The organism is Nonomuraea thailandensis (assembly GCF_024172165.1).
In the GTDB taxonomy this organism is placed as follows: Bacteria; Actinomycetota; Actinomycetes; order Streptosporangiales; family Streptosporangiaceae; genus Nonomuraea; species Nonomuraea thailandensis.
On record NZ_JAMZEB010000002.1, the window covers coordinates 331,714 to 351,257 of the forward strand.

At 71.4% G+C, this 19,544-nt stretch carries 15 protein-coding genes; 7 read left to right on the top strand and 8 right to left on the bottom strand.

Annotated features, from left to right (window positions below; translation table 11 throughout):
- Positions 1-38: 38 nt before the first annotated feature.
- Both HD597_RS05615 and HD597_RS05620 read right to left on the bottom strand, forming a co-directional pair.
- Positions 39-1,292, bottom strand: coding sequence for an MFS transporter (locus tag HD597_RS05615; protein WP_253740632.1), 1,254 nt, complete (start codon positions 1,290-1,292; stop codon positions 39-41).
- Between the two features lie 104 nt (positions 1,293-1,396).
- Positions 1,397-3,130, bottom strand: coding sequence for an ABC transporter ATP-binding protein (locus HD597_RS05620; RefSeq protein ID WP_253740634.1), 1,734 nt, complete (start codon positions 3,128-3,130; stop codon positions 1,397-1,399).
- A gap of 69 nt (positions 3,131-3,199) precedes the next feature.
- On the opposite strand from HD597_RS05620, the gene HD597_RS05625 reads away from it, so the two are divergent.
- Complete coding sequence (locus HD597_RS05625) at positions 3,200-3,619, top strand: MarR family winged helix-turn-helix transcriptional regulator (RefSeq protein ID WP_253740636.1); 420 nt, start codon at positions 3,200-3,202, stop codon at positions 3,617-3,619.
- Between the two features lie 134 nt (positions 3,620-3,753).
- On the opposite strand, the gene HD597_RS05630 is transcribed toward HD597_RS05625, so the two are convergent.
- Positions 3,754-4,755 (bottom strand): amidohydrolase family protein, encoded by a 1,002-nt coding sequence (locus HD597_RS05630; RefSeq protein WP_253740637.1) that lies wholly within the window; start codon positions 4,753-4,755, stop codon positions 3,754-3,756.
- A gap of 63 nt (positions 4,756-4,818) precedes the next feature.
- Positions 4,819-5,988 (bottom strand): PucR family transcriptional regulator, encoded by a 1,170-nt coding sequence (locus tag HD597_RS05635; RefSeq protein WP_253740638.1) that lies wholly within the window; start codon positions 5,986-5,988, stop codon positions 4,819-4,821.
- Positions 5,989-6,094: 106 nt separating this feature from the next.
- On the opposite strand from HD597_RS05635, the gene HD597_RS05640 reads away from it, so the two are divergent.
- A complete protein-coding gene (locus tag HD597_RS05640) occupies positions 6,095-8,221 on the top strand; it encodes a M6 family metalloprotease domain-containing protein (protein WP_253740639.1) in 2,127 nt (708 codons plus the stop codon).
- Between the two features lie 70 nt (positions 8,222-8,291).
- Entirely contained in the window at positions 8,292-10,823 is a 2,532-nt protein-coding gene (locus HD597_RS05645; RefSeq protein WP_253740640.1) for an ATP-binding protein, read from the top strand.
- On the opposite strand, the gene HD597_RS05650 is transcribed toward HD597_RS05645, so the two are convergent.
- Positions 10,816-11,508, bottom strand: coding sequence for a hypothetical protein (locus HD597_RS05650; RefSeq protein ID WP_253740641.1), 693 nt, complete (start codon positions 11,506-11,508; stop codon positions 10,816-10,818). The genes HD597_RS05645 and HD597_RS05650 overlap by 8 nt on opposite strands.
- Before the next feature lie 253 nt (positions 11,509-11,761).
- On the opposite strand from HD597_RS05650, the gene HD597_RS05655 reads away from it, so the two are divergent.
- A complete protein-coding gene (locus HD597_RS05655; protein ID WP_308210569.1) occupies positions 11,762-12,544 on the top strand; it encodes a tyrosine-protein phosphatase in 783 nt (260 codons plus the stop codon).
- A 157-nt stretch (positions 12,545-12,701) separates the two neighbouring features.
- On the opposite strand, the gene HD597_RS05660 is transcribed toward HD597_RS05655, so the two are convergent.
- Both HD597_RS05660 and HD597_RS05665 read right to left on the bottom strand, forming a co-directional pair.
- Positions 12,702-13,742: a Gfo/Idh/MocA family oxidoreductase gene (locus HD597_RS05660; RefSeq protein ID WP_253740643.1), complete on the bottom strand. Its 1,041-nt coding sequence runs from the start codon at positions 13,740-13,742 to the stop codon at positions 12,702-12,704.
- A gap of 26 nt (positions 13,743-13,768) precedes the next feature.
- Positions 13,769-14,671: a proteasome assembly chaperone family protein gene (locus tag HD597_RS05665; RefSeq protein WP_253740644.1), complete on the bottom strand. Its 903-nt coding sequence runs from the start codon at positions 14,669-14,671 to the stop codon at positions 13,769-13,771.
- Positions 14,672-14,757: 86 nt separating this feature from the next.
- Here HD597_RS05665 and HD597_RS05670 point away from each other — a divergent pair, with 86 nt between their 5' ends.
- Entirely contained in the window at positions 14,758-15,159 is a 402-nt protein-coding gene (locus tag HD597_RS05670) for an ankyrin repeat domain-containing protein (protein ID WP_253740645.1), read from the top strand.
- A 209-nt stretch (positions 15,160-15,368) separates the two neighbouring features.
- Positions 15,369-16,235, top strand: a complete 867-nt coding sequence (locus HD597_RS05675) for a terpene synthase family protein (RefSeq protein WP_253740646.1) — start codon at positions 15,369-15,371, stop codon at positions 16,233-16,235.
- Between the two features lie 13 nt (positions 16,236-16,248).
- Here HD597_RS05675 and HD597_RS05680 read toward each other — a convergent pair whose 3' ends face one another.
- Positions 16,249-18,369: an ATP-binding protein gene (locus tag HD597_RS05680; RefSeq protein WP_253740647.1), complete on the bottom strand. Its 2,121-nt coding sequence runs from the start codon at positions 18,367-18,369 to the stop codon at positions 16,249-16,251.
- A gap of 235 nt (positions 18,370-18,604) precedes the next feature.
- Here HD597_RS05680 and HD597_RS05685 point away from each other — a divergent pair, with 235 nt between their 5' ends.
- Positions 18,605-19,051 (top strand): GNAT family N-acetyltransferase, encoded by a 447-nt coding sequence (locus HD597_RS05685; protein WP_372513358.1) that lies wholly within the window; start codon positions 18,605-18,607, stop codon positions 19,049-19,051.
- Positions 19,052-19,544: the final 493 nt, after the last annotated feature.

A 19,544-nucleotide genomic window follows, 5' to 3' on the forward strand; every position in this document is an offset into this window, starting at 1 on the left:
GTCAAGCCAAGAGGGGTGAGCGGGAATTCCCGGCGGGGTCAGGCGTTCTCCAGGCTCGGCCGCAGCCTGACGGCCTGCCGGATCGTACGCCCGGACAGCCGGGCCAGCGCCACGGCCGTGAGCAGGGCCGCCGCCACGCACGCCACCCCGCCGATCTCCAGCGCCACCCGCGGGCCGAGCGTGTCGCTGAGCCAGCCGAGCAGCGGTCCGCCGGCCGCGCCCGCACCCGCGCTGACGATGGACAGGGCCGCGATGACCCGGCCGCGCATCTTCTCGGGGCTGTCGAGCTGGGCCCGGGCGTTGACGGTGGTGTCGAGCGCCACCGCGCCGGCCGCGATCGGCAACATCATGGCGGCGAACGTCCACAGCGACGGCATCAGCCCGCTCAGCGCCTGCGCCACGCCGGTCAGGAACGCGGTGATCAGCAGCAGCCTGAGGGTCAGGTGCGGCCTGGTGGCGGCCAGGAAGCCGCCCAGCACGGTCCCGACGGCGAAGACGGTGGACAGCAGGCCGTACCCGCCGGCGCCCGACTCCAGGGGCCCGGCGCTCATGGCCGCCATGGTGACCTGGTAGTTGCGCCCGACGCTGCCCGAGACGAACCAGAGCGCCAGGACGACGAGCAGCCAGGGCGTGCGCAGCACGTACCGCAGGCCCTCCAGCACGGCGCCCGGCTGCCGCTCGGCGGCGGCCAGCACGTGGAACTCCGCGCGCCGCATGGCCGCCATGGCCGCGATCACCACGAAGAAGCTGGCGGCGTTGATGACGAACAGGCCGCCCATGCCGGTGAGCGGCAGCAGCACGCCCGCCAGGCTCATGCCCAGGATGCGGCCGGCGGAGTTCAGGATGGAGCCGAGCGCCATCGCGTTCGGCAGGTCGGCGGGGGGCACCACCTCGGCGCCGAACCGGCCGAGCGCGGGCCCGCCGAGCGCGGAGACCAGGCCGCCGGCCAGCGCCACGGCGTAGAGGGGCAGCACGGAGCGCACGTCCGTGAACGCGAGCACCGCCAGCACGGCGGCGAGCCCGGCCTGGGCGAGCTGCGCGGCGACCACGACCGGCCTGCTGGGCAGGCGGTCGGCCAGCGCGCCGCCCCACATGCCGAACAGCAGCGTCGGCAGGGCCTGCATGACGAGGCTCAGCCCGACGCTGGTCGCCGAGCCGGTCAGGGTGAGGACGAGCCAGTTGACGCCGAGCACCTGCATCCAGGTGCCGGTGACCGAGACGATGTCAGCTCCCGCCCAGAGCCGGTAATTGTGATGACGCAGGGCTCTGAACGTGGAGGATGTGGGAGACAAAACGGGTCCTTGCCTTGATGATGCACCGCGGGAACAAACGCACCGTTCCCGCGAGCCGATTCCGGTCTGACCGGAATGTGAGGCAAGACACGTTTAAAATGCGATTAGACGAGTTCCACGGGCTGATCGCGGCTCACCAGCGCCGCGTAGTGGCCGCCCCCGGCCATCAGCTCCTCGTGCGTGCCGCGTTCCACGACGCGCCCCTGGTCCAGCACGACGATCTGGTCGGCGTCGCGGATCGTGGACAGGCGGTGGGCGATGGTGATCGTCGTACGGCCCCGCGCCAGCGTGTCGAGGGCCTGCTGGACGGCCAGCTCCGTCTGCGTGTCCAGCGAGCTGGTGGCCTCGTCGAGGATCAGCACCGGCGGGTCGCGCAGCAGCGTGCGGGCGATGGCCAGGCGCTGCTTCTCGCCGCCGGAGAAGCGGTAGCCGCGCTCGCCCACCAGCGTGTCGTAGCCGTCGGGCAGCGAGGCGATGTGGTCGTGGATGCGCGCCGCCCGCGCCGCCGCCTCCAGCTCGTCGCCGGTCGCCGAGGGGCGGGCGAAGCGCAGGTTGTCGGCGATCGAGGCGTGGAACAGGTACGTCTCCTGCGACACCACGCCGACGGCGTCGCTCAGCGTCTCGAACGTCAGCTCCCGCACGTCCACCCCGTCGATCGTGACGCGGCCGCCGGTGACGTCGTACAGGCGGGGGAGCAGGTAGCTCATCGTGGTCTTGCCCGAGCCCGTCTCGCCGACGATCGCCAGGCTCGTGCCGGCGGGGACCGTGACGTCCACGTCGGTCAGCGTGGGGGCCTCGCCGTAGGAGAAGCCGACGTGCTCGAAGCGGACCTCGCCGCGTACGGCGTCGAGCCGCCGCGTGCCGGGACGGATGTCCACGGGCAGGTCCAGATACTCGAAGATGCGCCCGAACAGCGCCAGCGAGGTCTGCACCTCGACCCCGAGCCGCAGCAGCGAGACCGCCGGCCTGAACAGGCTCGTCTGCAGCGTGGTGAAGGCCACCAGCGTGCCCACCGAGATCGACCCGGTGTGGCCGACGGCCCAGTAGATCGCCGCGGGCATGGCCGCCATCACGATCTGGATGGACGACTGCCGCCACCGCCCGGCCATGCTGGTGCGCACGCCGAGCTCGGCCAGCTCGTCGGAGGCCCTGCCGAAGCGCTCGGTCAGCTCGGCGGAGCGGCCCATCGTGCGGCCCAGCAGGATGCCGCTGATCGACAACGACTCCTGCACCATGGTGGCGATGCCGGCCAGCTTGTGCTGGCGCTCGGAGGTGATGCGCTTGCGCTCGCTGCCGACCTTGCGGCTGATCCACACGAACACCGGCAGCAGCACGAGCGAGACCAGGGTCAGCCGCCAGTCGAGCGCGATCATGGCGACGATGGTGGCGATCACGGTGGTCAGGTTGGAGACCAGGGAGGCGGCGGTCGAGGTGACGACCGCCTGCATGCCGCCGATGTCGTTGGCGATGCGTGACTGCACCTCGCCTGTCCTGGTCCTGGTGAAGAAGGCCAGGGACATACGCTGGAGGTGGGTGTAGACCGCGATGCGCAGGTCGTGCATCACCCGCTGGCCCACGGTGGTGGAGACCAGCGTCTGCAGCGTGTCGAACACGCTCGTCGTGACCGCCACGGCGATCATGCCCAGCGCCAGCAGCGTGAGCAGCCCGGCGTCCCTGGCCGGGATCGCCACGTCCAGCACCTCACGGAGCAGGAACGGCGAGGCCAGCGAGACCAGGGACGACAGCAGGATGAGCGAGGCCACCACGCTCAGGCGGCCGCGGTAGGCGCCGAACAGCTTGACGATGCGCCCGAGCGGCGCACGGGGTTCCTCCGCCAAGTGCTGCCTCCTTTCAGATGTCCACTCAAACAGAGGTTAGCTCATAATTGTTCCGCTAGACTGATCAGCATGGAAGAAAAGGAGCTCTCCGAGCTCTTGTTCCTGGTCGGCAAGCGGTTGCGGCACGGCTACAGTCATCGGCTGGTGCCGCTGGGGCTCAACCCCGGCCAGGCGCGGGCACTGCGGGCGGTCGCCGAGGCCGAGCGGCCCATGCGCATGGTCAGGCTCGCCGACGAGCTGCGCATCGTGCCCCGCTCGCTCACGCCGGTCGTGGACGCGCTGGAGGAGGCCGGGCTGGTGCGCAGGGAGGTCGATCCGGCCAACCGCCGCTCGACCCTGCTCGTGATCACGCCCGAGGGCCGGGACATGGCGGAGCGGGCCCGCGACGCGCGCAGGCAGGCGGGGGAGGAGTTGTTCGCGGTGCTCTCGCAGGATCAGCGCGACCAGCTCGGCGAGCTGCTGATGCTGGTGGACGCCCAGTTCAGGTGATCAACCCGAGGCCGGTGGACGCCCGGTCGGGGTGACCAGGCCGATGTCGGGACGCCCGGTTCGGCAGATCAGGCCGGTGCCGGGACGCCCGGTTCGGCAGATCAGGCCGGTGCCGGGACGCCAGGTCCGGAAGATCAGGCCGACGCGGCGAGCGTGCCGCCGACGACCGTGCCCAGGCACGGCGGCTCGGCCAGCAGCGCGGAGTACGGATACCGCCCGCGCGCGTCGTAGACCGCGAAGTCGGCGCGGGCGCCGGGGGCCAGCGCCCCGATGCGGCCCCTGCCCCGGTCCAGGCCCAGCGCTCTGGCCCCGCCCAGCGTGGCGGCCTCCACCAGCCTGCGGTCCAGCCCGCGCGGCCGCAGGCCGAGCCCGCGCACGTGCCGCCGCACGGCCGCGGCCAGCCCGAGCGGCCCGGAGGCCCCGGTGTCGCAGAAGGCGACGACGTTGCCCTCCTCGATCAGGGCCAGCGCGTCCTCGGCGGCCGGGCACAGGGCCACCACGGTCCTGCGCAGCCGCAGCAGCTTGCGCTCGCCCGGGTCGAGCGGCCTGGCGCACACCACGTGGCACAGCGGCCCCAGCACCCCGGCCTCGTCCAGCGCCGCGGGGGAGTGCCGGTCCAGGTCGACCAGCAGGCGCAGCCCGAACGTCCTGGCCAGTACGGAGACGTCCTCCAGCACGAGGGGGTCGCGGGTGTGCACCGCGATCCCGACCGCGCAGGGCCGGTCGATCTCGCGGATGGCGGTGATGACGGCGTCCCGCTCGCTGTCCTCCCACTCCTGCTCGCTCCGGCTGGTCACGGCGACGTACGAGATGCCGGGGAAGTCCGGGGGATCGGCCAGGTCGGACACCACGCGGGCGCGGGCGGTCACCCCCGGCGCGGCGGACGGGACGGCCGAGCACGCGTCCACCAGGCCCGCCACGATCATGCCCCACCAGCGCACCTCATCGGCGGCCGGGTAGGAGGCCAGCAGCTCCGCGCGCGGGCCCACGGCGAGCACCCGCTCGCCGCGCGTGGCCACCGCGCCGTCACGCACCGGATCGGCGCACACGGGCAGGACGATCGGCGCGGAGTGGATCACGACCGGCGCGGGCGCGCGCCTGCCCATCATCGGCCTGGCACGCTTCGCGGACGGCATCCCCACTCCCCGTCAAGAATTAGCCCTCAGAGCATTAAACGTGAAGCTGAGACATCACCGCAATCAGGACGAACCATGTGAATCCCTAGGTAAGTAGCGCCCCGAGAGCCGCGCGAGCTTGAGACTGAGGTGCAGCGCCAGCCGCTCGCCGCCGTCCTTCAGATCCGTCCGCGCCAGCTCCTCCACCCGCTGCAGCCGGTAGTACAGCGACGTGCGGTGCAGCCGCAGCGCCCGCGAGGTCGCCACCGCGCTGCCCGCCAGGTCCAGATACGTCTCCAGCGTCTCCAGCAGCGGCAGGTACTGAGCGTCGCCGAGCAGCCCTTCGAGCCCGGGGTGCAGCTCCTGGTCGGGCAGCTGGGTGAGCATCCGGTACACGCCCAGCCGGGCCCACTCCGCCGTCCGCCCCAGCCCCGGCACCCGCGCGGCCACCTCGGCCGCGTTCCGGGCCTCCCGGTACGACCCCGCCGCCCGCGCCAGCGCCGGGCTCGGCCGGCCGATCCCCACCACCACCGGCACCGGCATGGCCGCGTGCAGGTCGTCGGCCGGGACCGGCGGCCCGGCGGTGAGCAGCACGGCGTGGTCGTAGCGCACCAGGTGCAGCGGATGGTGCCCGCTCAGCCGCCGCCGCAGCGCCAGCAGCCCCTGCTCCAGCGCCAGCCTGAGCGCGTCGTCCGGCTCGGCCGTGCGCGGCCTGGCCACCTGCACGCTGACGGGTTGCGCCTGGGGGAACGCGCCCGCCTCGATGAGCTGCTCGGCGGCGTCCTTGGCGGCCTCCCGGTCGCCGAGCAGCAGCCCGGTGACCGCCTCCAGCTCCCGGTGCGAGGCCAGCCCGCTGGCCAGGCTCTCGTGGAACAGCGCCAGGGCCAGCCCGGGCGCGGCGGCCGCCGCCTCGGCGACGCCGGCGTCCGTCATGGCCGGCTCGGCGTCGATGAGCCACAGGAACCCGAGCAGGCCGTCCGCGTGCCTGATCGGCACGCAGACGCGCGGCAGCAGCCCCAGGTGCGGGGCGCCGGGCGTGCGCAGGGGCCCGGTGGCCTCGTGGATGCCCGCCGTCCGTAACCACTGCCGCACCTCGGGCACGGTGTGCCGGCGCAGGATCGAGTCGCGCCGCACGTCGTCCATGGCGCCGCTCTGCTCGCTGTACGCCACGACGCGCTGGACGCGGTCCTCCAGCAGGAGAGGGCGGTCGAGCCGGGCGGCGAGCTCGTCAACGGTCCGCTGGAGATCCGCCACAATCCCACCTCTACGTGGACTTTTCGTCAATTGACGGAAACGTGACTACGAGTCTTCCCTACAACTGCTCGGTGATCTCCGTCAATAACGTCTATACCGTCAATCCGTGAACGCCCCGAAGAAGCTGCTGAAGGGTTTGCTGGCAGCCATCGTGCTGATCCCGGTGAGCCTGATGGCGACCCCTGCTTCCGCAGCACCCCCCGAAGATCCTGAGCACCCGTGGCGGCTGGACCACTGGCCGCAAACGCAGCCCTGGCAGTCGGACACATCCCTCGACGACGCCCCGGCCCTGCGCACCCGCCCGGCACCGGGCGGCATCAAGCCCATCGACCCGCAGAACTGGGAGAACCCCGACAACATGACGTGGGCGGACTACAAGAAGCCGCCCGGCACCAACTGGAACGACCCCTCGGTCAAGGGCTCGCAGCGCACCTTCAAGGGCGCGCTCGTCCTGCTCGACTACGCCAACCAGCCGTTCGTGGTGACCCAGCCCAAGGGCTCGACGGTCTTCGGCAACCCGAGCGCCGAGGCCCACGACATCCCGCGCGAGCAGGTGGCGAAGTTCTACCAGGACTTCCTCAACACCCCGAACGACCTGAACAAGGGACACACCATCCACGAGTACTGGATGGAGGACTCCGGCGGGCGGATCGGCGTGGAGCTGACCGGCTTCGGCCCCTACACGATGCCGGGCAAGGACCACGAGTACGCCATGGAGTACCAGCGCGGCGCCTGCCCCGCGGGTGACACCTGCACGCGGAACCTGCGCACCGACGGCAACGCCGCCTGGCTCGCCGCCGTCGGCCCCGACGTGCTCGCCCAGTTCGACTTCGTCTTCTACCTGAGCGCCGGCCAGGACGAATCGTCCACCTGGCAGGAGTTCGGCATGATGAAGTTCCCCACCAAGGAGGACGTGACCGACGAGTGGGGCCCGCCGGACCCCGCCCTGCCCAACTGGTCGCCGACCCGTTACGTCGAGTGGACCTCCTGGCAGGCCGGCTCCACGTTCTGGCCCAACGCCCGCTTCGGCGTCGACTCGGTGCAGGCCGAGAGCTCGGGCATGGCGGTCTACGCCCACGAGCTGAGCCACATCATGGGCATCGCCGACAACTACAACAACCCCTACGCCACCCCGGTGAACAGGGCCTACACCGGCATCTGGGAGATGCTCAGCCGCGGCAGCTTCAACGGCCCGGGCGGCCCGCACTCCCGCTGGCTGATCCCGCCCACCGGCGGCGCGTCCATGGGCGCCCACCACATGCTGCGCAACAAGATCAAGCTGGGCATGGTGGACGAGCAGAACGTGCTGCGGCTCTCGCGCGAGGCACTGGACGAGTCCGGGCTGGTCACGGCCCGCGTCACGGCCCGCTCCGTGCAACCGGGCGAGAACGGGCTGTCGGGCGTCAACATCTCCTTCGACACCGGTGACAAGAGCCCCGCCTGCGACGTCACCACCGATCCGATGTGCGACGGCGGCGGCTGGGAGAACTACACCGTCGAGGTCGTGGACCGCATGGGCAGCGACTCCTTCACCCCCGACGCGGGCGTGCTGCTGGCCAAGACCAAGAACGAGGACCGCGGCCCCGGCTGGAAGCTCCCGGCGTTCGAGTGGGTGATCGACGCCAACCCGCAGGACATCGGCATGACCGACTACGTCCTGCCCGACGGGACCAAGGTGCCGATCACGATCGGCGACTACCGGCAGCTCTCCGACGCGCTCTTCCACGCAGGCACCGACTCCGGCAGCGAGTACGAGTACGTCGACGAGGCCAACCGCCTGCACTTCTACATCACCGACGTGCACCGCAACCGCGAGGGTGAGCTCTCCTACACCGTCGCGATCCGCTCGCTCGACGGCGCGGGCCCGCAGCGGAGAGGGCTGAAGCTGCTCCCCGCGGCGGGCATCCCCACCGCCAGGAACATCTCCACCTGCAAGTTCCCGCTGTTCAACACCGGCAAGGCGGCCCCGGCCCAGGGGCAGCACCCGGAGGACGTCGGCGCCTACCTGAAGTCCGACCTCTACCGCCTCAAGGCCGAGGTCCAGGGCAAGGGCTGGACCACCCAGCTCCCCAACGCGCTGGCCTCCGTCGCGTTCGGCAAGCAGGCGCTCGTGAGCGTCAACGCCGTGCGCGAGGCGGGCGGCGACCGGCTGGCCAAGGTCAAGCTCACCGCCACCTCGGAGAGCGACCCCAGCAAGACCATGACGGCCACCTGTCCTGTGATCGGAATCTGAGTGAACGATGGGGTACGGCTGGCGCAAGCCGTACCCCATCGGCTTGAATCACCCCCAAAGGGGGTGTTCGTTGACAGGGGACAACCTTCCGGAGAAGCCGCGACGCAGAAAGGTGCCCTGGGCGGCTCCCGTCTCCGCCGGGCTGGCGGCAGCCGCCGCGAGCGTGCTGGCCGCGTCCGTGGAGTGGGAGATCCCGCCCGTCGCCAAGATCGGCGTCACCGTGGCCGCGGCCCTGCTCGTCGGCCTGACCACCTGGGCCACCACCGAGTCGCGCGCCGGCGCCAAGAGCCGGCCCCGGGCGGAGCCCGACTCGATGGCCCCCGACCAGTGGCCGCCCGTGCCCGAGCACTTCACCGGACGCGCCGAGGCGCTGTCCGAGCTGCGCGAGGTGTTCTCCGCCCGGCGCAAGTCCTCCGACCTCTCGCCGCCGCTGGTCGTCTCCGTGTACGGGCGCGGCGGCGTCGGCAAGTCGGCGCTCATGACCAGGTTCGGGCAGGAGGTGGCCGGCTGGTTCCCCGACGGCCGGCTCTACGCCGACCTGCGCGGCGGCGTGGACGCCCCGGTACGGCCCGATGAGGTGCTGATCGGGTTCCTGCGGGCGCTGGACGTGCGCCTGACCACCGACCCCGGCGGGCTGGAGGAGCTGCGCAAGCTCTGGCTGACCTGGACCAAGGGCCGCAAGATCCTCATCGGCCTCGACAACGCGCACGACGCTGAGCAGGTCAAGGCGCTCATCCCGGCCGAGCCCGGCTGCGCGGTGCTGGTCACCTCGCGCTCCCCGCTGTTCCTGAACGGCACGCACGACAGGCGGCTCGGCGAGTTCAGCGAGGCGCACGGGGTGGAGCTGCTGGCCAGGCTGGCCGGCGGGGCCAGGGTCGTGGACGACCTGGAGGCCGCCAAGGAGGTCGTGCGGTTGTGCGACTACCTGCCGCTGGCGATCAACATCTGCGGCGGCCGGCTGGCCACCCGCGAGCAGTGGACGATGCGCGAGATGGCCAACCGGCTGGTGGACACGCGGCGCATCCTCGACATGCTGGAAGTGGCGCCCACGGTGGACAAGAGCGTGCGCGCCTCCGTACAGCTCAGCTACGACGACTGCACCGGCATGCAGCGCCGCCTGCTGCGCCTGCTCAGCGCGCTGACCTCGCCCGACGTGCCCGGCTGGGTGGCGGGCGAGCTGCTCGACATCTCCGGGCTGGACGGCGCCGACCAGCTGGAGGCGCTCATGGACGCCCAGCTCGCCGAGTGCTCGGGCACCGACCAGACCGGCACGATGCGCTACCGCCTGCACGACCTGGTCCGGGTCTTCGCCGCCGAGCTGGCCGATCGCGACGAGGACGAGCGGCGCAGCGCCGCCATCGAGCGCGTGCTCTACGGCTACCGCCGCCGCGCCGAGGACGCCGCCCAGAACCGCTGGCCGCAGGACTGGAGCAGGGGCGGCCGGCGCGCCAGCGCCGACGGGCAGCTCGGGGCGGGCGACTGGCTCAACGCCGAGCGGCTCTCGCTCCTCGCCATGATCCACCTGGCTCACCAGCTCCGGCTCTGGGAGCTGACGTGGGGGCTCGCCAGGGCGTTCTGCTCGCTGTGCCACTCGCTGCGCGCGTACTGGGCCGACTGGGTGGCCGTGGCGGAGCTGGGCTGCCAGGCCGCGGAGAAGGCCGGCGACCGCCGCTCCCTGGCCATCGCGCTGCTCGACGCCGCGGCCGTGCACGGCGGACTGGGGCTGCGCGAGCGGGGCCTGGAGGAGTCCGAGCGGGCGCTGGCGATCTTCAACGAGCTGGGCGAGACCTGGTGGGCCGCCCGGGCCATGCGCACGATCGGCATGACGCTGTTCAGCGACGGCCACCTGGACCGGGCGCAGGACTTCCTGATCGGGGCCATCACCGCGTTCAAGGGCGAGGACGACGTGTGGTGGATGGCCCGCACCCAGCGCAACCTGGCCGAGATGCGGATGGCGGAGCGGCGCCCGGAGGAGGCCAGGGAGCTGCTGGAGGACGCTTTGGAGACCTTCAAGCGGGAGGGCAACCGCTACTCCGAGGCGCAGACCCTGCGCGTCTACGGCGAGGTGCTGGCGGCCCAGGCACGCGGCGAGCACCGCCACGGCGACCACCGGCTGGCCGCCAACCTGTTCACCAGGGCCGGCTTCAGCCTCGACCGGGCCGGGGAGATGTTCAAGCAGCGCGGGGAGTTATGGGAGGAGGCCCGCTGCCTGCGCGCCGCCGGCGAGGTGGGCGACCCGGACAACGGGCTGCGCGAGCTGGACCACGTCCGGCGCGCCGAGGAGATCCTGGTCGCGCTGGCCGACTCGTGGGGGGTGGCCAGGACCGCGGTGTCCGCCGGGCGGGCGCTGGCCAGGCTCGGGCGCATCGAGGAGTCGGAGCAGGAGCTGCGGCGGGCGGTGCGGGAGTTCGCCGAGCTGGAGGACCGGTGGTGGATGGCCAGGAGCCTGCGCTACCTCGGCGAGGCGCACCTGGACGCGGGCGGGCGCGCGGCCGCGGTGGAGCCGCTGGAGCAGGCCAGGGAGATCTACCGCAGCCTCGGCAACGAGGCCGGCATGCGCAGGACGCTGGAGCTCCTGCGCCGCGCCGTGCCCTCTACGTGAGCGGGGAGCGCAGCAGCTCCCCGGCCGCCTGCCTGGCCTGAAGGATGCTCTCCTCGAACAGCTTGCGCACGTGCGCCGCCTGGTCCGAGAGCTCCCTGATGCGCTCGTGGGCGAGCTCGTCGCGCACGGTCTCGGCGATGAGCTGCTGGTACTCCGGGGTCTTGGCCGCCAGCTTCTCCAGCCGGGTGTGGGCGTGGTAGACCTTGTCCGCCTTGAGCACCTGCTTGGCGTACTTCTCCAGGTGGCGTACGCGCTGGGACAGCGACGTCCAGGCGGCGTCGAGCGCGCTGGTGTACGGCTTGAACGCGTCCTCCATGCCCTTCGGCAGCTCGCGCGGGATGATCTTCCCTTGCTCGGCGTGCATCGACGACAGCTTCCGCAGCCGGGTGGCGATCTGCCAGACCTCCTCCGGCAGCGACACCTGGTTCTCGATGCTGTCGATCAGGCCGGCCTTGTGGACCGCCGAGGCCATGATCGCCTCGACCGCGTTCTGCGCGCGGCGCAGGAGCTGCTGGCAGGGGTAGTCGAGGTCCTCCGGGAGGATGTACTGGTTGGCGTGCTCGCGCGCCAGCCTGAGTCTTCGCTTGGTGGATCGATAGGTGCTGTCCATCGCCATCCACCGGATGAGGACGATCAGGCCGACTCCCATGCTCGCTACGAAGAAGTACTCCACACCGGCCACCATCAGGATAAACATCAAGAAGGCCGGTAGGACGAAGAGCATGGCGGGGTTGCGTGTGGTGTCCATTCGCGCGCCCGACCGAGCCAAGCGGAGAATGTGCGGACTCGACCGCAGCTCGACCGAGATCTCCGGGTGCAGCGATGGATCGATCACCAGCCGTGGAGGCAGCACTCGTGGATCCATACGTTCATGCTGCGTTATGAACCTCGAATTCGCTCATATTTGGCGGACATATAGGGTCGTAATAATGAGTGAGATGACGAGGTGGATCGATCTGGAAGGCGCGGTCAACGCGCGTGACCTGGGCGGACTGCCTACTCGTGACGGCGGCCGCACCCGTCGCGGGCAGATCTTCCGCGCTGACAACCTGCAGGGCCTCACGCCGGCGGACGTGGAGCTGCTGGTGGGCGAGCTGAAGCTGCGGCACGTGGTGGACCTGCGCTCGAACGCCGAGGTGTCGCTGGAGGGGCCGGGCCCGCTGACCCGGGTGCCCGAGGTGCGGCACCACCATCTGACGCTGTTCGCCGAGGGCGGCCGGCACACCGACGTGGAGGCCGACACGATCGACGGTGACCGGGTGCTGCCGTGGGTGGAGCGGGTGGTGGACGAGGAGCTGCGGGTGACCGGCTTCTACTTCGGCTACCTGCGCGACCGGCCGGACGCGGTGATCGCGGCCCTGCGGGCGATGGCGCTGCGCGACGGGGCCTCGCTGGTGCACTGCGCGGCGGGCAAGGACCGCACCGGGGTGCTGTCGGCGCTGGCGCTGGAGATCGCCGGGGCGACCCGGGAAGCGATCGTCGAGGACTACGTGGCCACGGGGGAGCGGCTGGAGCTGATCCTCAAGCGGCTGCGGGCCAGCGAGACCTACCGGGGCGACCTCGACTCGCGCCCGGCCGACGACCACCTGCCCAGGGCGCGCTACATCGAGCAGTTCCTCGGCGTCCTCGACGAGCGCTTCGGCGGGCCGCTGGGCTGGCTGGCCCGGAACGGCTGGACCGACGAGGACACCGCCGTGATGCGCGCCCGCCTGCGCGACTGATCGGCCCCGTGCGTCGGCCCCGTGCGTCGGCCCCGTGCGTCGGCCCCGTGCGTCGGCCCCGTGCGTCGGCCCCGTGCGTCGGCCCCGCGCGTCGGCACCGCTCCTCGGCACCGTCCGTTGATGCCGTGCGTCGGCGCCGCATGCCGGGCGTCGTACGTCAGCTCAGGTGGACGACGATCCGCCGGGTAGCCGAGAGGCGGGCCGCCTCGATGATCGCCAGCACGTCCACCGCGCTGTCCGGGTCCACCGGCGGCGCCGCGCCCTCGCGCAGCGCCGCCGCCACGCCCCGGTAGAAGTCGAGGTACGCTCCCGGCTCGGTCCGCACGATCTCCCGGTCGCCCTCGGTGCCGAGCACGCCCCAGCGGTCCTCCTCGTCGTCGCCGAACCCCGGCGAATCGGGCGTCATCCCCGCCCGCAGCCGCTCCTCCTGCACGTCCATCCCGTGCTTGACGAAGGCCGCGGCGGAGCCCAGCACCCGGAAGCGGGGGCCGAGGCGGGCGGCCATCGAGCTGGCCCACAGGTGGGACCGGGCGCCGCCGACATGGGTGAGGGCGACGAACGTGTCGTCGTCGGCCGAGACCCCCGCACGCCTGACGTCGCTCTCGCAGTAGACCTCGCGCACCGGCCCGAGCAGCTGCACGGCCTGGTCGACGAGGTGGCTGCCCAGGTCGTACAGCAGCCCGCCGACCTCCTCGGGGCCGCCGGCCTCCCGCCAGCCGCCCTTCGGCACCGGCCGCCAGCGCTCGAAGCGCGACTCGAACCGCAGCACCTCGCCCAGCCGCCCCTCGCCGGCCAGCCGCCGCACGGTGCGGAAGTCGCCGTCCCAGCGCCGGTTGTGGAACACGGTGAGCATGACCCCGCGCTCCTTGGCCAGCCGTACCAGCTCGCGGCCCTCCTCGGCCGTCCTGGCCAGCGGCTTGTCCACGACGACGGGCAGGCCCTGGTCGAGGGCGGCGGCGGCCGTGGCCACGTGCGTCCTGTTGGGGGAGGCGACCACGACGAGGTCGCAGCGCTGCCACAGCTCCCGCACGTCGCTCACCCCGGCCGCGCCGTACCGGCCGGCCACCTCGGCCTGGCGATCGGGATTCCTGGTGACGACGGCCGCCAGGGACAGGCCGGGGGTGGCGTGGATCAGCGGGGCGTGGAAGTACGCCCCGGCGGTGCCGTAACCGACGAGGCCGACGCGGATCTCAGTCATCGAGCCAGCGTATCGGGGGTGCCGGTCTATTCGTCGTCACGCTCGGCGAGGAAGCGCTCGAACTGGGCGGCGAGCTCGTCGCCGGTGGGCATGGGAGTGGTCTCGGCCATCAGGTTCTCGCGTTCCGAGCCCGCGGCGAACGCGTCGTACTGCTGCTCCAGCCCGGTGATCGCGGTGGACAGCTCGCTGGAGGCGCGGATCTGCTCCTCGATCTCCGTCGTCGTACGCCGAGCGGCCTCGCGCAGCGCGTCCATCGGGAACACCAGCCCCGTCCCGCGCGTCACGGCCTCCAGCCCGCTCACCGCGGCGGTCGGGTACTCGGCCTGCGAGAGGTAGTGCGGCACGTGCACCGCGTAGCCCAGCGCGTCGTGGCCCTGCGCCCCCAGCCGCAGCTCCAGCAGCGCCGCGGCGCTGCCGGGCACCTGGACACGCCCGAACACACTGCTTTGCGCATTGTTGAGCAACTCGGGCCTGCTGGCGTGCATCGTGATGCCGAGCGGGCGGGTGTGCGGCACGGCCATCGGGATGCCGTGCAAGGTCACCAGCCTGCTCACCTTCAGCCGCTCCACCAGAGCCGCCACGGCCTTGGCGAACAGCTCCCACTCCCGGTCGGGCTCGGGCCCGCTCATCACCAGGAACTGCGTCCCCGTCGCGTCCTTGGCGACATGGACGGCCAGCTCGGGGCTCTCGCACTCCACCCACCGGTCGGTGTCGAACGTCATGATGGGTCGCCGCGACCGGTAGTCGAGCAGCCGGTCCACGTCGAACGTCGCCACGACCCGGTGCTCCAGCTCGGCCAGCAGGTGGCCCAGCGCGAGCCGTCCGGCCGAGCCCGCGTCGACGAAGCCGTCGAAGTGGTACAGCAACACCGGATCGGCAAGCTCGGGCGCGTCGTCTGCGAGCTCGTAGAGATCCTTCGGGTCGAACACGGTTGAACAGCCTTTCCCTAGGTACTCTTCACCAGAACCTACGGCGCGTCGGATCGATTCCGTGCACGGCACCCTATCGGGGCACAATGGGCTCCATGGACGGGGATCCCGAGCTCGAAGAGTTCGCCACCAAGCTGTTCGGCCTGGCCAGGGCGGGCGACACCGAGGCGCTGCGCGCGTACGTGGAGGCCGGGGTGCCGGTCGACCTGACCAACGGCAAAGGTGACACTTTGCTGATGCTGGCGGCTTATTACGGTCACGCCGAGACCGTACGCATGCTTGTCACAAGCGGCGCCGACCCGAACCGGGCCAACGACCGCGGGCAGACGCCGCTCGCGGGCGCGGTCTTCAAGAAGGAGTCTGCTGTGGTCAGAGCGTTGCTGGACGCCGGGGCCGACCCGCACGCGGGGCAGCCGTCCGCGATGGAGACCGCGCGAATGTTCGCGAATGACCAGTTTATCCAATGGTTCACGCAAAGCGATTCATAGTATGAAATAAGCATTAAAGGGCTCGAAGTTGCCGAGTGTGGCCTTTCGAACACTCCATAGTCATGCTGGAGGACGTGGCTACTTCTGCGCACTCCTTCAGCAGGCGACCGCTCCACATCCCTCCGCTGCCATGTCCGTTCCCGAACGAGATCAACGTTCATGCCTCGGAGGTCGACGCGGAGAGTCACGCATGGCTGGCCGCCTCAAAGATGCTCAACGGCGCCGAGACCATCGAGCACTTCCGGCGCTCGAAGATCGGCATGCTGGCGGCACGGACCAACCCGACCGTGCCGCGCGACAGCCTCCGGTTGATCAACGACTGGTACAACTGGCTCTTCGCCTTCGACGACGCGTTCTGCGAGGGCGAGCTGATGGGGCACCGGGCCTCCGCACTGGCCCGCGCCCTGCCGCCGCTCCTCGAGATCCTCGACGGGCGGCGCGACCCCGACGCCGACGACCCGTTCGGCCTGGCGCTCAACGAGCTGCTGCGCCGCATCTCGGAGTACGCCACCCCCGCCCAGGTGGACCGGTGGCGCATCACGGTCAAGGAATACCTGTTCGCCCAGATCTGGGAGGCCGCCAATCGCGAGGTCGACCTCATCCCGACACCCGACGACTACGTGCTGATGCGCCGCATCACCGGAGCCACCTACACCTGCTTCGCCCTCATCGACGCGGGCGGCGGCTACCGCCTGGAAGCGGAGGAGTGGCACCATCCCGACGTTCGCGCGCTGTCCGACCTGGCGTGCGACCTCATCGGCTGGGACAACGACCTCCTGTCGTACGCCAAGGAGCGCGGCAACGACAAGGCCCGGCACAACCTGGTCACGGTGCTGGCCACGCACAAGTCCCTCGTCCTGCAGGACGCGCTGAGCGAGGTCGCCCAGATGCACAACGAGGCCATCGCCGCGTTCGTCGACCGGCGCGCGGCGCTGGAGCAGTGGGCTCCGCTCCCGGTCCGCAAGTACGTACGAGGCCTCGAGCACTGGGTGCGAGGCCACATCGAGTTCTCCCTCGGCAGTGCGCGTTACGTGCACGCCTGGCCTGACGGCACCCAGTGGCCGCAGGCCGTCTAACGGTCGGCGAACCCTAGCTCTCGTCGGGGGCGTCCGGGTCGTCCAGCGCGAGCGCGGACGCCTCATCGAGATCCAGCCGGGCGCCCTCCTCGAAGGCGTTCTTGTAGGCCAGCTCCCCCAGCCGCTGCCGGCAGTCACGCATGCACGAGTTGTGCTCGTCGGTCATCCAGGGCGCGCCGAGCTGCGGCAGCCCGGCTGTCTTCCAGTTCTGGTGGAGCGCGCCGAGGAGCTGGGCGGCCATCGAGAGCCGGTCGGACAGGACGAAGATCCGCGCCGCCGTCTCCAGCGCCATCAGCGTGCCGAGCGTGTCGTGGAAGTGCCGCTTGATCCGCAGCGCCTCCCTGGCGTTCTGCAACGCGTCCTCGACCCTGCCGGTCGCGATGCGCGTGCTCGCCAGCGCCCACTGCGCGTGGGAGCTGACCCACAGCTCGCCGCGCTCCTTGCACACCTGAAGGCAGTCCTGCAGCAGCGACTCGGCCTCGTACAGCTCGCCCTGCGTGGTCAGCACGATCGACAGCTCGACGATGGCGGGCAGCAGGCCGGGGTTGAGCTCCCTGTTCTCGGTGTTGAACTCGATCGCCACGCCGAGGAGCGCGCTGGCCTTCTGCAGGTCGCCCTGGAGCAGCGCCGCCGTGCCCTGCATCTTCGAGGCCAGGATGACCGCTCGCGAGTCGCCGACCCGGACGGCCTCGGTGCTGCACGTCTCGGCCGCCGCCAGCGCTCCCGCGCTGTCGCCCTGCGCGCTCTTGACGTACGACAGCACCCACAGCGCCTTGCAGCGCTCCTTGCTCACCGCGGGGTTGGCCTCCAGCGCCCGCTCCAGGTACAGGCGCCCCTCGCGGGCGAACCCGCAGCACACCCACATGAACCACAACGACGACAGCAGGGTCAGCGCCAGCGCCGACTTGCCGGGCGACTTGAGCGCGTGCTCCAGCGCGACGCGCACGTTGTCGTGCTCCTGCCGCATGCGGACGAACCAGTAGATCTGCCGCGGCCCCGACCAGGCGTCCTCGCTGCGCTGGGCCAGGCTCAGGTAGTACTCCAGGTGCCGCTGGGCCATCTGCTCCTTCTGGCCGAGCTTGTCGAGCCACTCCTCGCCGTACTCGGCCAGGGTGTCGATCAGCTTGTACCGCACGCCCGCGTGGTTGCTCCTGATCAGCAGGATCGACTTCTCCACCAGCCCGGTGACCAGGTCCGTGATGTCCTCGGACGGCAGCCGCCCGTCGGAGCAGACGAACCGGGCCGCGTCGAGCTCGAAGTCGCCCGCGAACACCGACAGCCGCGCCCACAGCAGCCGCTCGGCCGGCTCGCACAGCTCGTGACTCCAGCCGATGGCCGCCCGCAGCGTCTGGTGGCGGGGCAGCGCCGTACGGCTCGCGCCGGCCAGCAGGCTGAACCGGTCGGCCAGCAGCCCCAGGATCTGCTCCACCGACAGCGCCCGCAGCCGCACCGCGGCCAGCTCGATCGCCAGGGGGATGCCGTCGAGCCTGCGGCACAGCTCCGCGACGGGCGCGATGTTGTCCTCGTCGAGCACGAAGTCGGGCACGCTGGCCCCGGCCCTGGCCGCGAAGAGCTGCACGGACTCGTTGGTGAACAGGCTCTCGGCCGGGTCGTCGCCCGGCACCTGCAGCGGCGGCACCGGCACCACGTGCTCGTACGGCAGGTGCAGCGACTGGCGGCTGGTGGCCAGCACCTTCAGGTTGGGCGCCGCCTCCAGCAGCTCGTGCACCAGCTCCGCGCAGCCCTGCACGAGATGCTCGCAGGTGTCGATGATGAGCAGCATGTCGCGCTCGCCCACCCACTCCGACAACGACTCCGACTCCGCCCGCGACGACTGGTCGGCGATGCCCAGCGCGGAGGCGATGGTGTGCTTGACCATGCCCGCGTCCTGCAGCCGCGCGAGGTCGGCGAACCAGACGCCGTCGGGGTAGTGGGAGCGCACCTGGTGCGCCAGGCGCAGCACGGTGCGTGACTTGCCCACCCCGCCGATGCCGGTGACGGTCACCAGCCGCGACTCGCTGAGGTGCCGTTTGAGGTTGGCGAGGAGACGAGTGCGGCCGACGAAGCTCGTGAGCTCCGCCGGCAGATTGCCTTCACGCCGCCAGCCTGTCGGGGTGGCCATGAGCAGCCTCACGGGGGTAGGCGACACCTGCCTTCGCATCGTACCGCCGTGGTAGCGGCCTGTCCTTGATCCCGCGGACACGCTCGGTGCCGGTTTGTACGCCTGGGTAGCATGTCTGTCGTGAAGGATTTTCTACCTGAGCAGACCGCCGACGACACCGATCTCGGCTGGGGCGAGTGGCGCGAGGCCGACGGCGACGCCTTCTTCCTGGAGAACCGCCCGCCCCACTGGGACTAGCATCCCTACCGTGTACGCGCTGCGCCCCGCCGCCCCCGCCGACTACGACGCCATCGCCGCCGTGCTCGACGACTGGTGGGGCCGCCCGATCCAGGGCGCCCTGCCCAGGCTCTTCCTCGATCACTTCCACCGCACCAGCCTGGTCGCCGAGGGCCCCTCCGGCGAGCTGGCCGGCTTCCTGATCGGGTTCCTGTCGCCCTCGCTGCCGGACGAGGCGTACATCCACTTCGTCGGCGTCGCGCCCGGCGCGCGCGAGGGCGGGCTGGCCCGCACCCTGTACGAGCGCTTCTTCGACCTGGCCCGCGCCGACGGGCGGCGCGTCGTCAAGGCCGTCACCGCGCCGGTCAACGGCGTCTCCATCGCCTTCCACCGCCGCATGGGCTTCGCGGCGAGCGAGCCGGTCCCGGGCTATCACGGGCCCGGCACCAGCCTGGTCACCTTCAGCCGACCCCTCTAGGGCCTGAGCCGGGCCGGCGACTCCGGCCCCACGCAGCCCGCCACCTCCTGCTCCACCGCGCCCAGCCCACGCCCGTGCCCCGGCCCGATCCGACCCATGCCCATGCCCGTGCCCCGTGCCCCGTCCCCGGCCCCGGTCCGGCCCAGACCCCAGCCCATGCCGGTGCTCCGGCCCCGGCCATGCGCGTGCCCCTACCCGTGCCGGTGCCCAGGCCCGGCTTGCCCGCCGCGAGGCCGCGGCTCTGCGCCAGCAGCCCGCGCGTCCCCATGCGTCCCCGCGCGTCCCCATGCGCCCCCGCGCGTCCCCGCGCGTCCCCGCGCGTCCCCATGCGTCCCCGCGCGTCCCCATGCGTCCCCGGGCGTCCCCATGCGCCCTCCTTGCGCCCCCGTTCGTCTCCGCACGTCTCCGCCCGGCTACGCCTGCCACTGGCACGCCCGCGCCCCTCATCGCTTTCTGTAATGCGTGAATCACGGAGTGTGTTCATTCCTTGGAT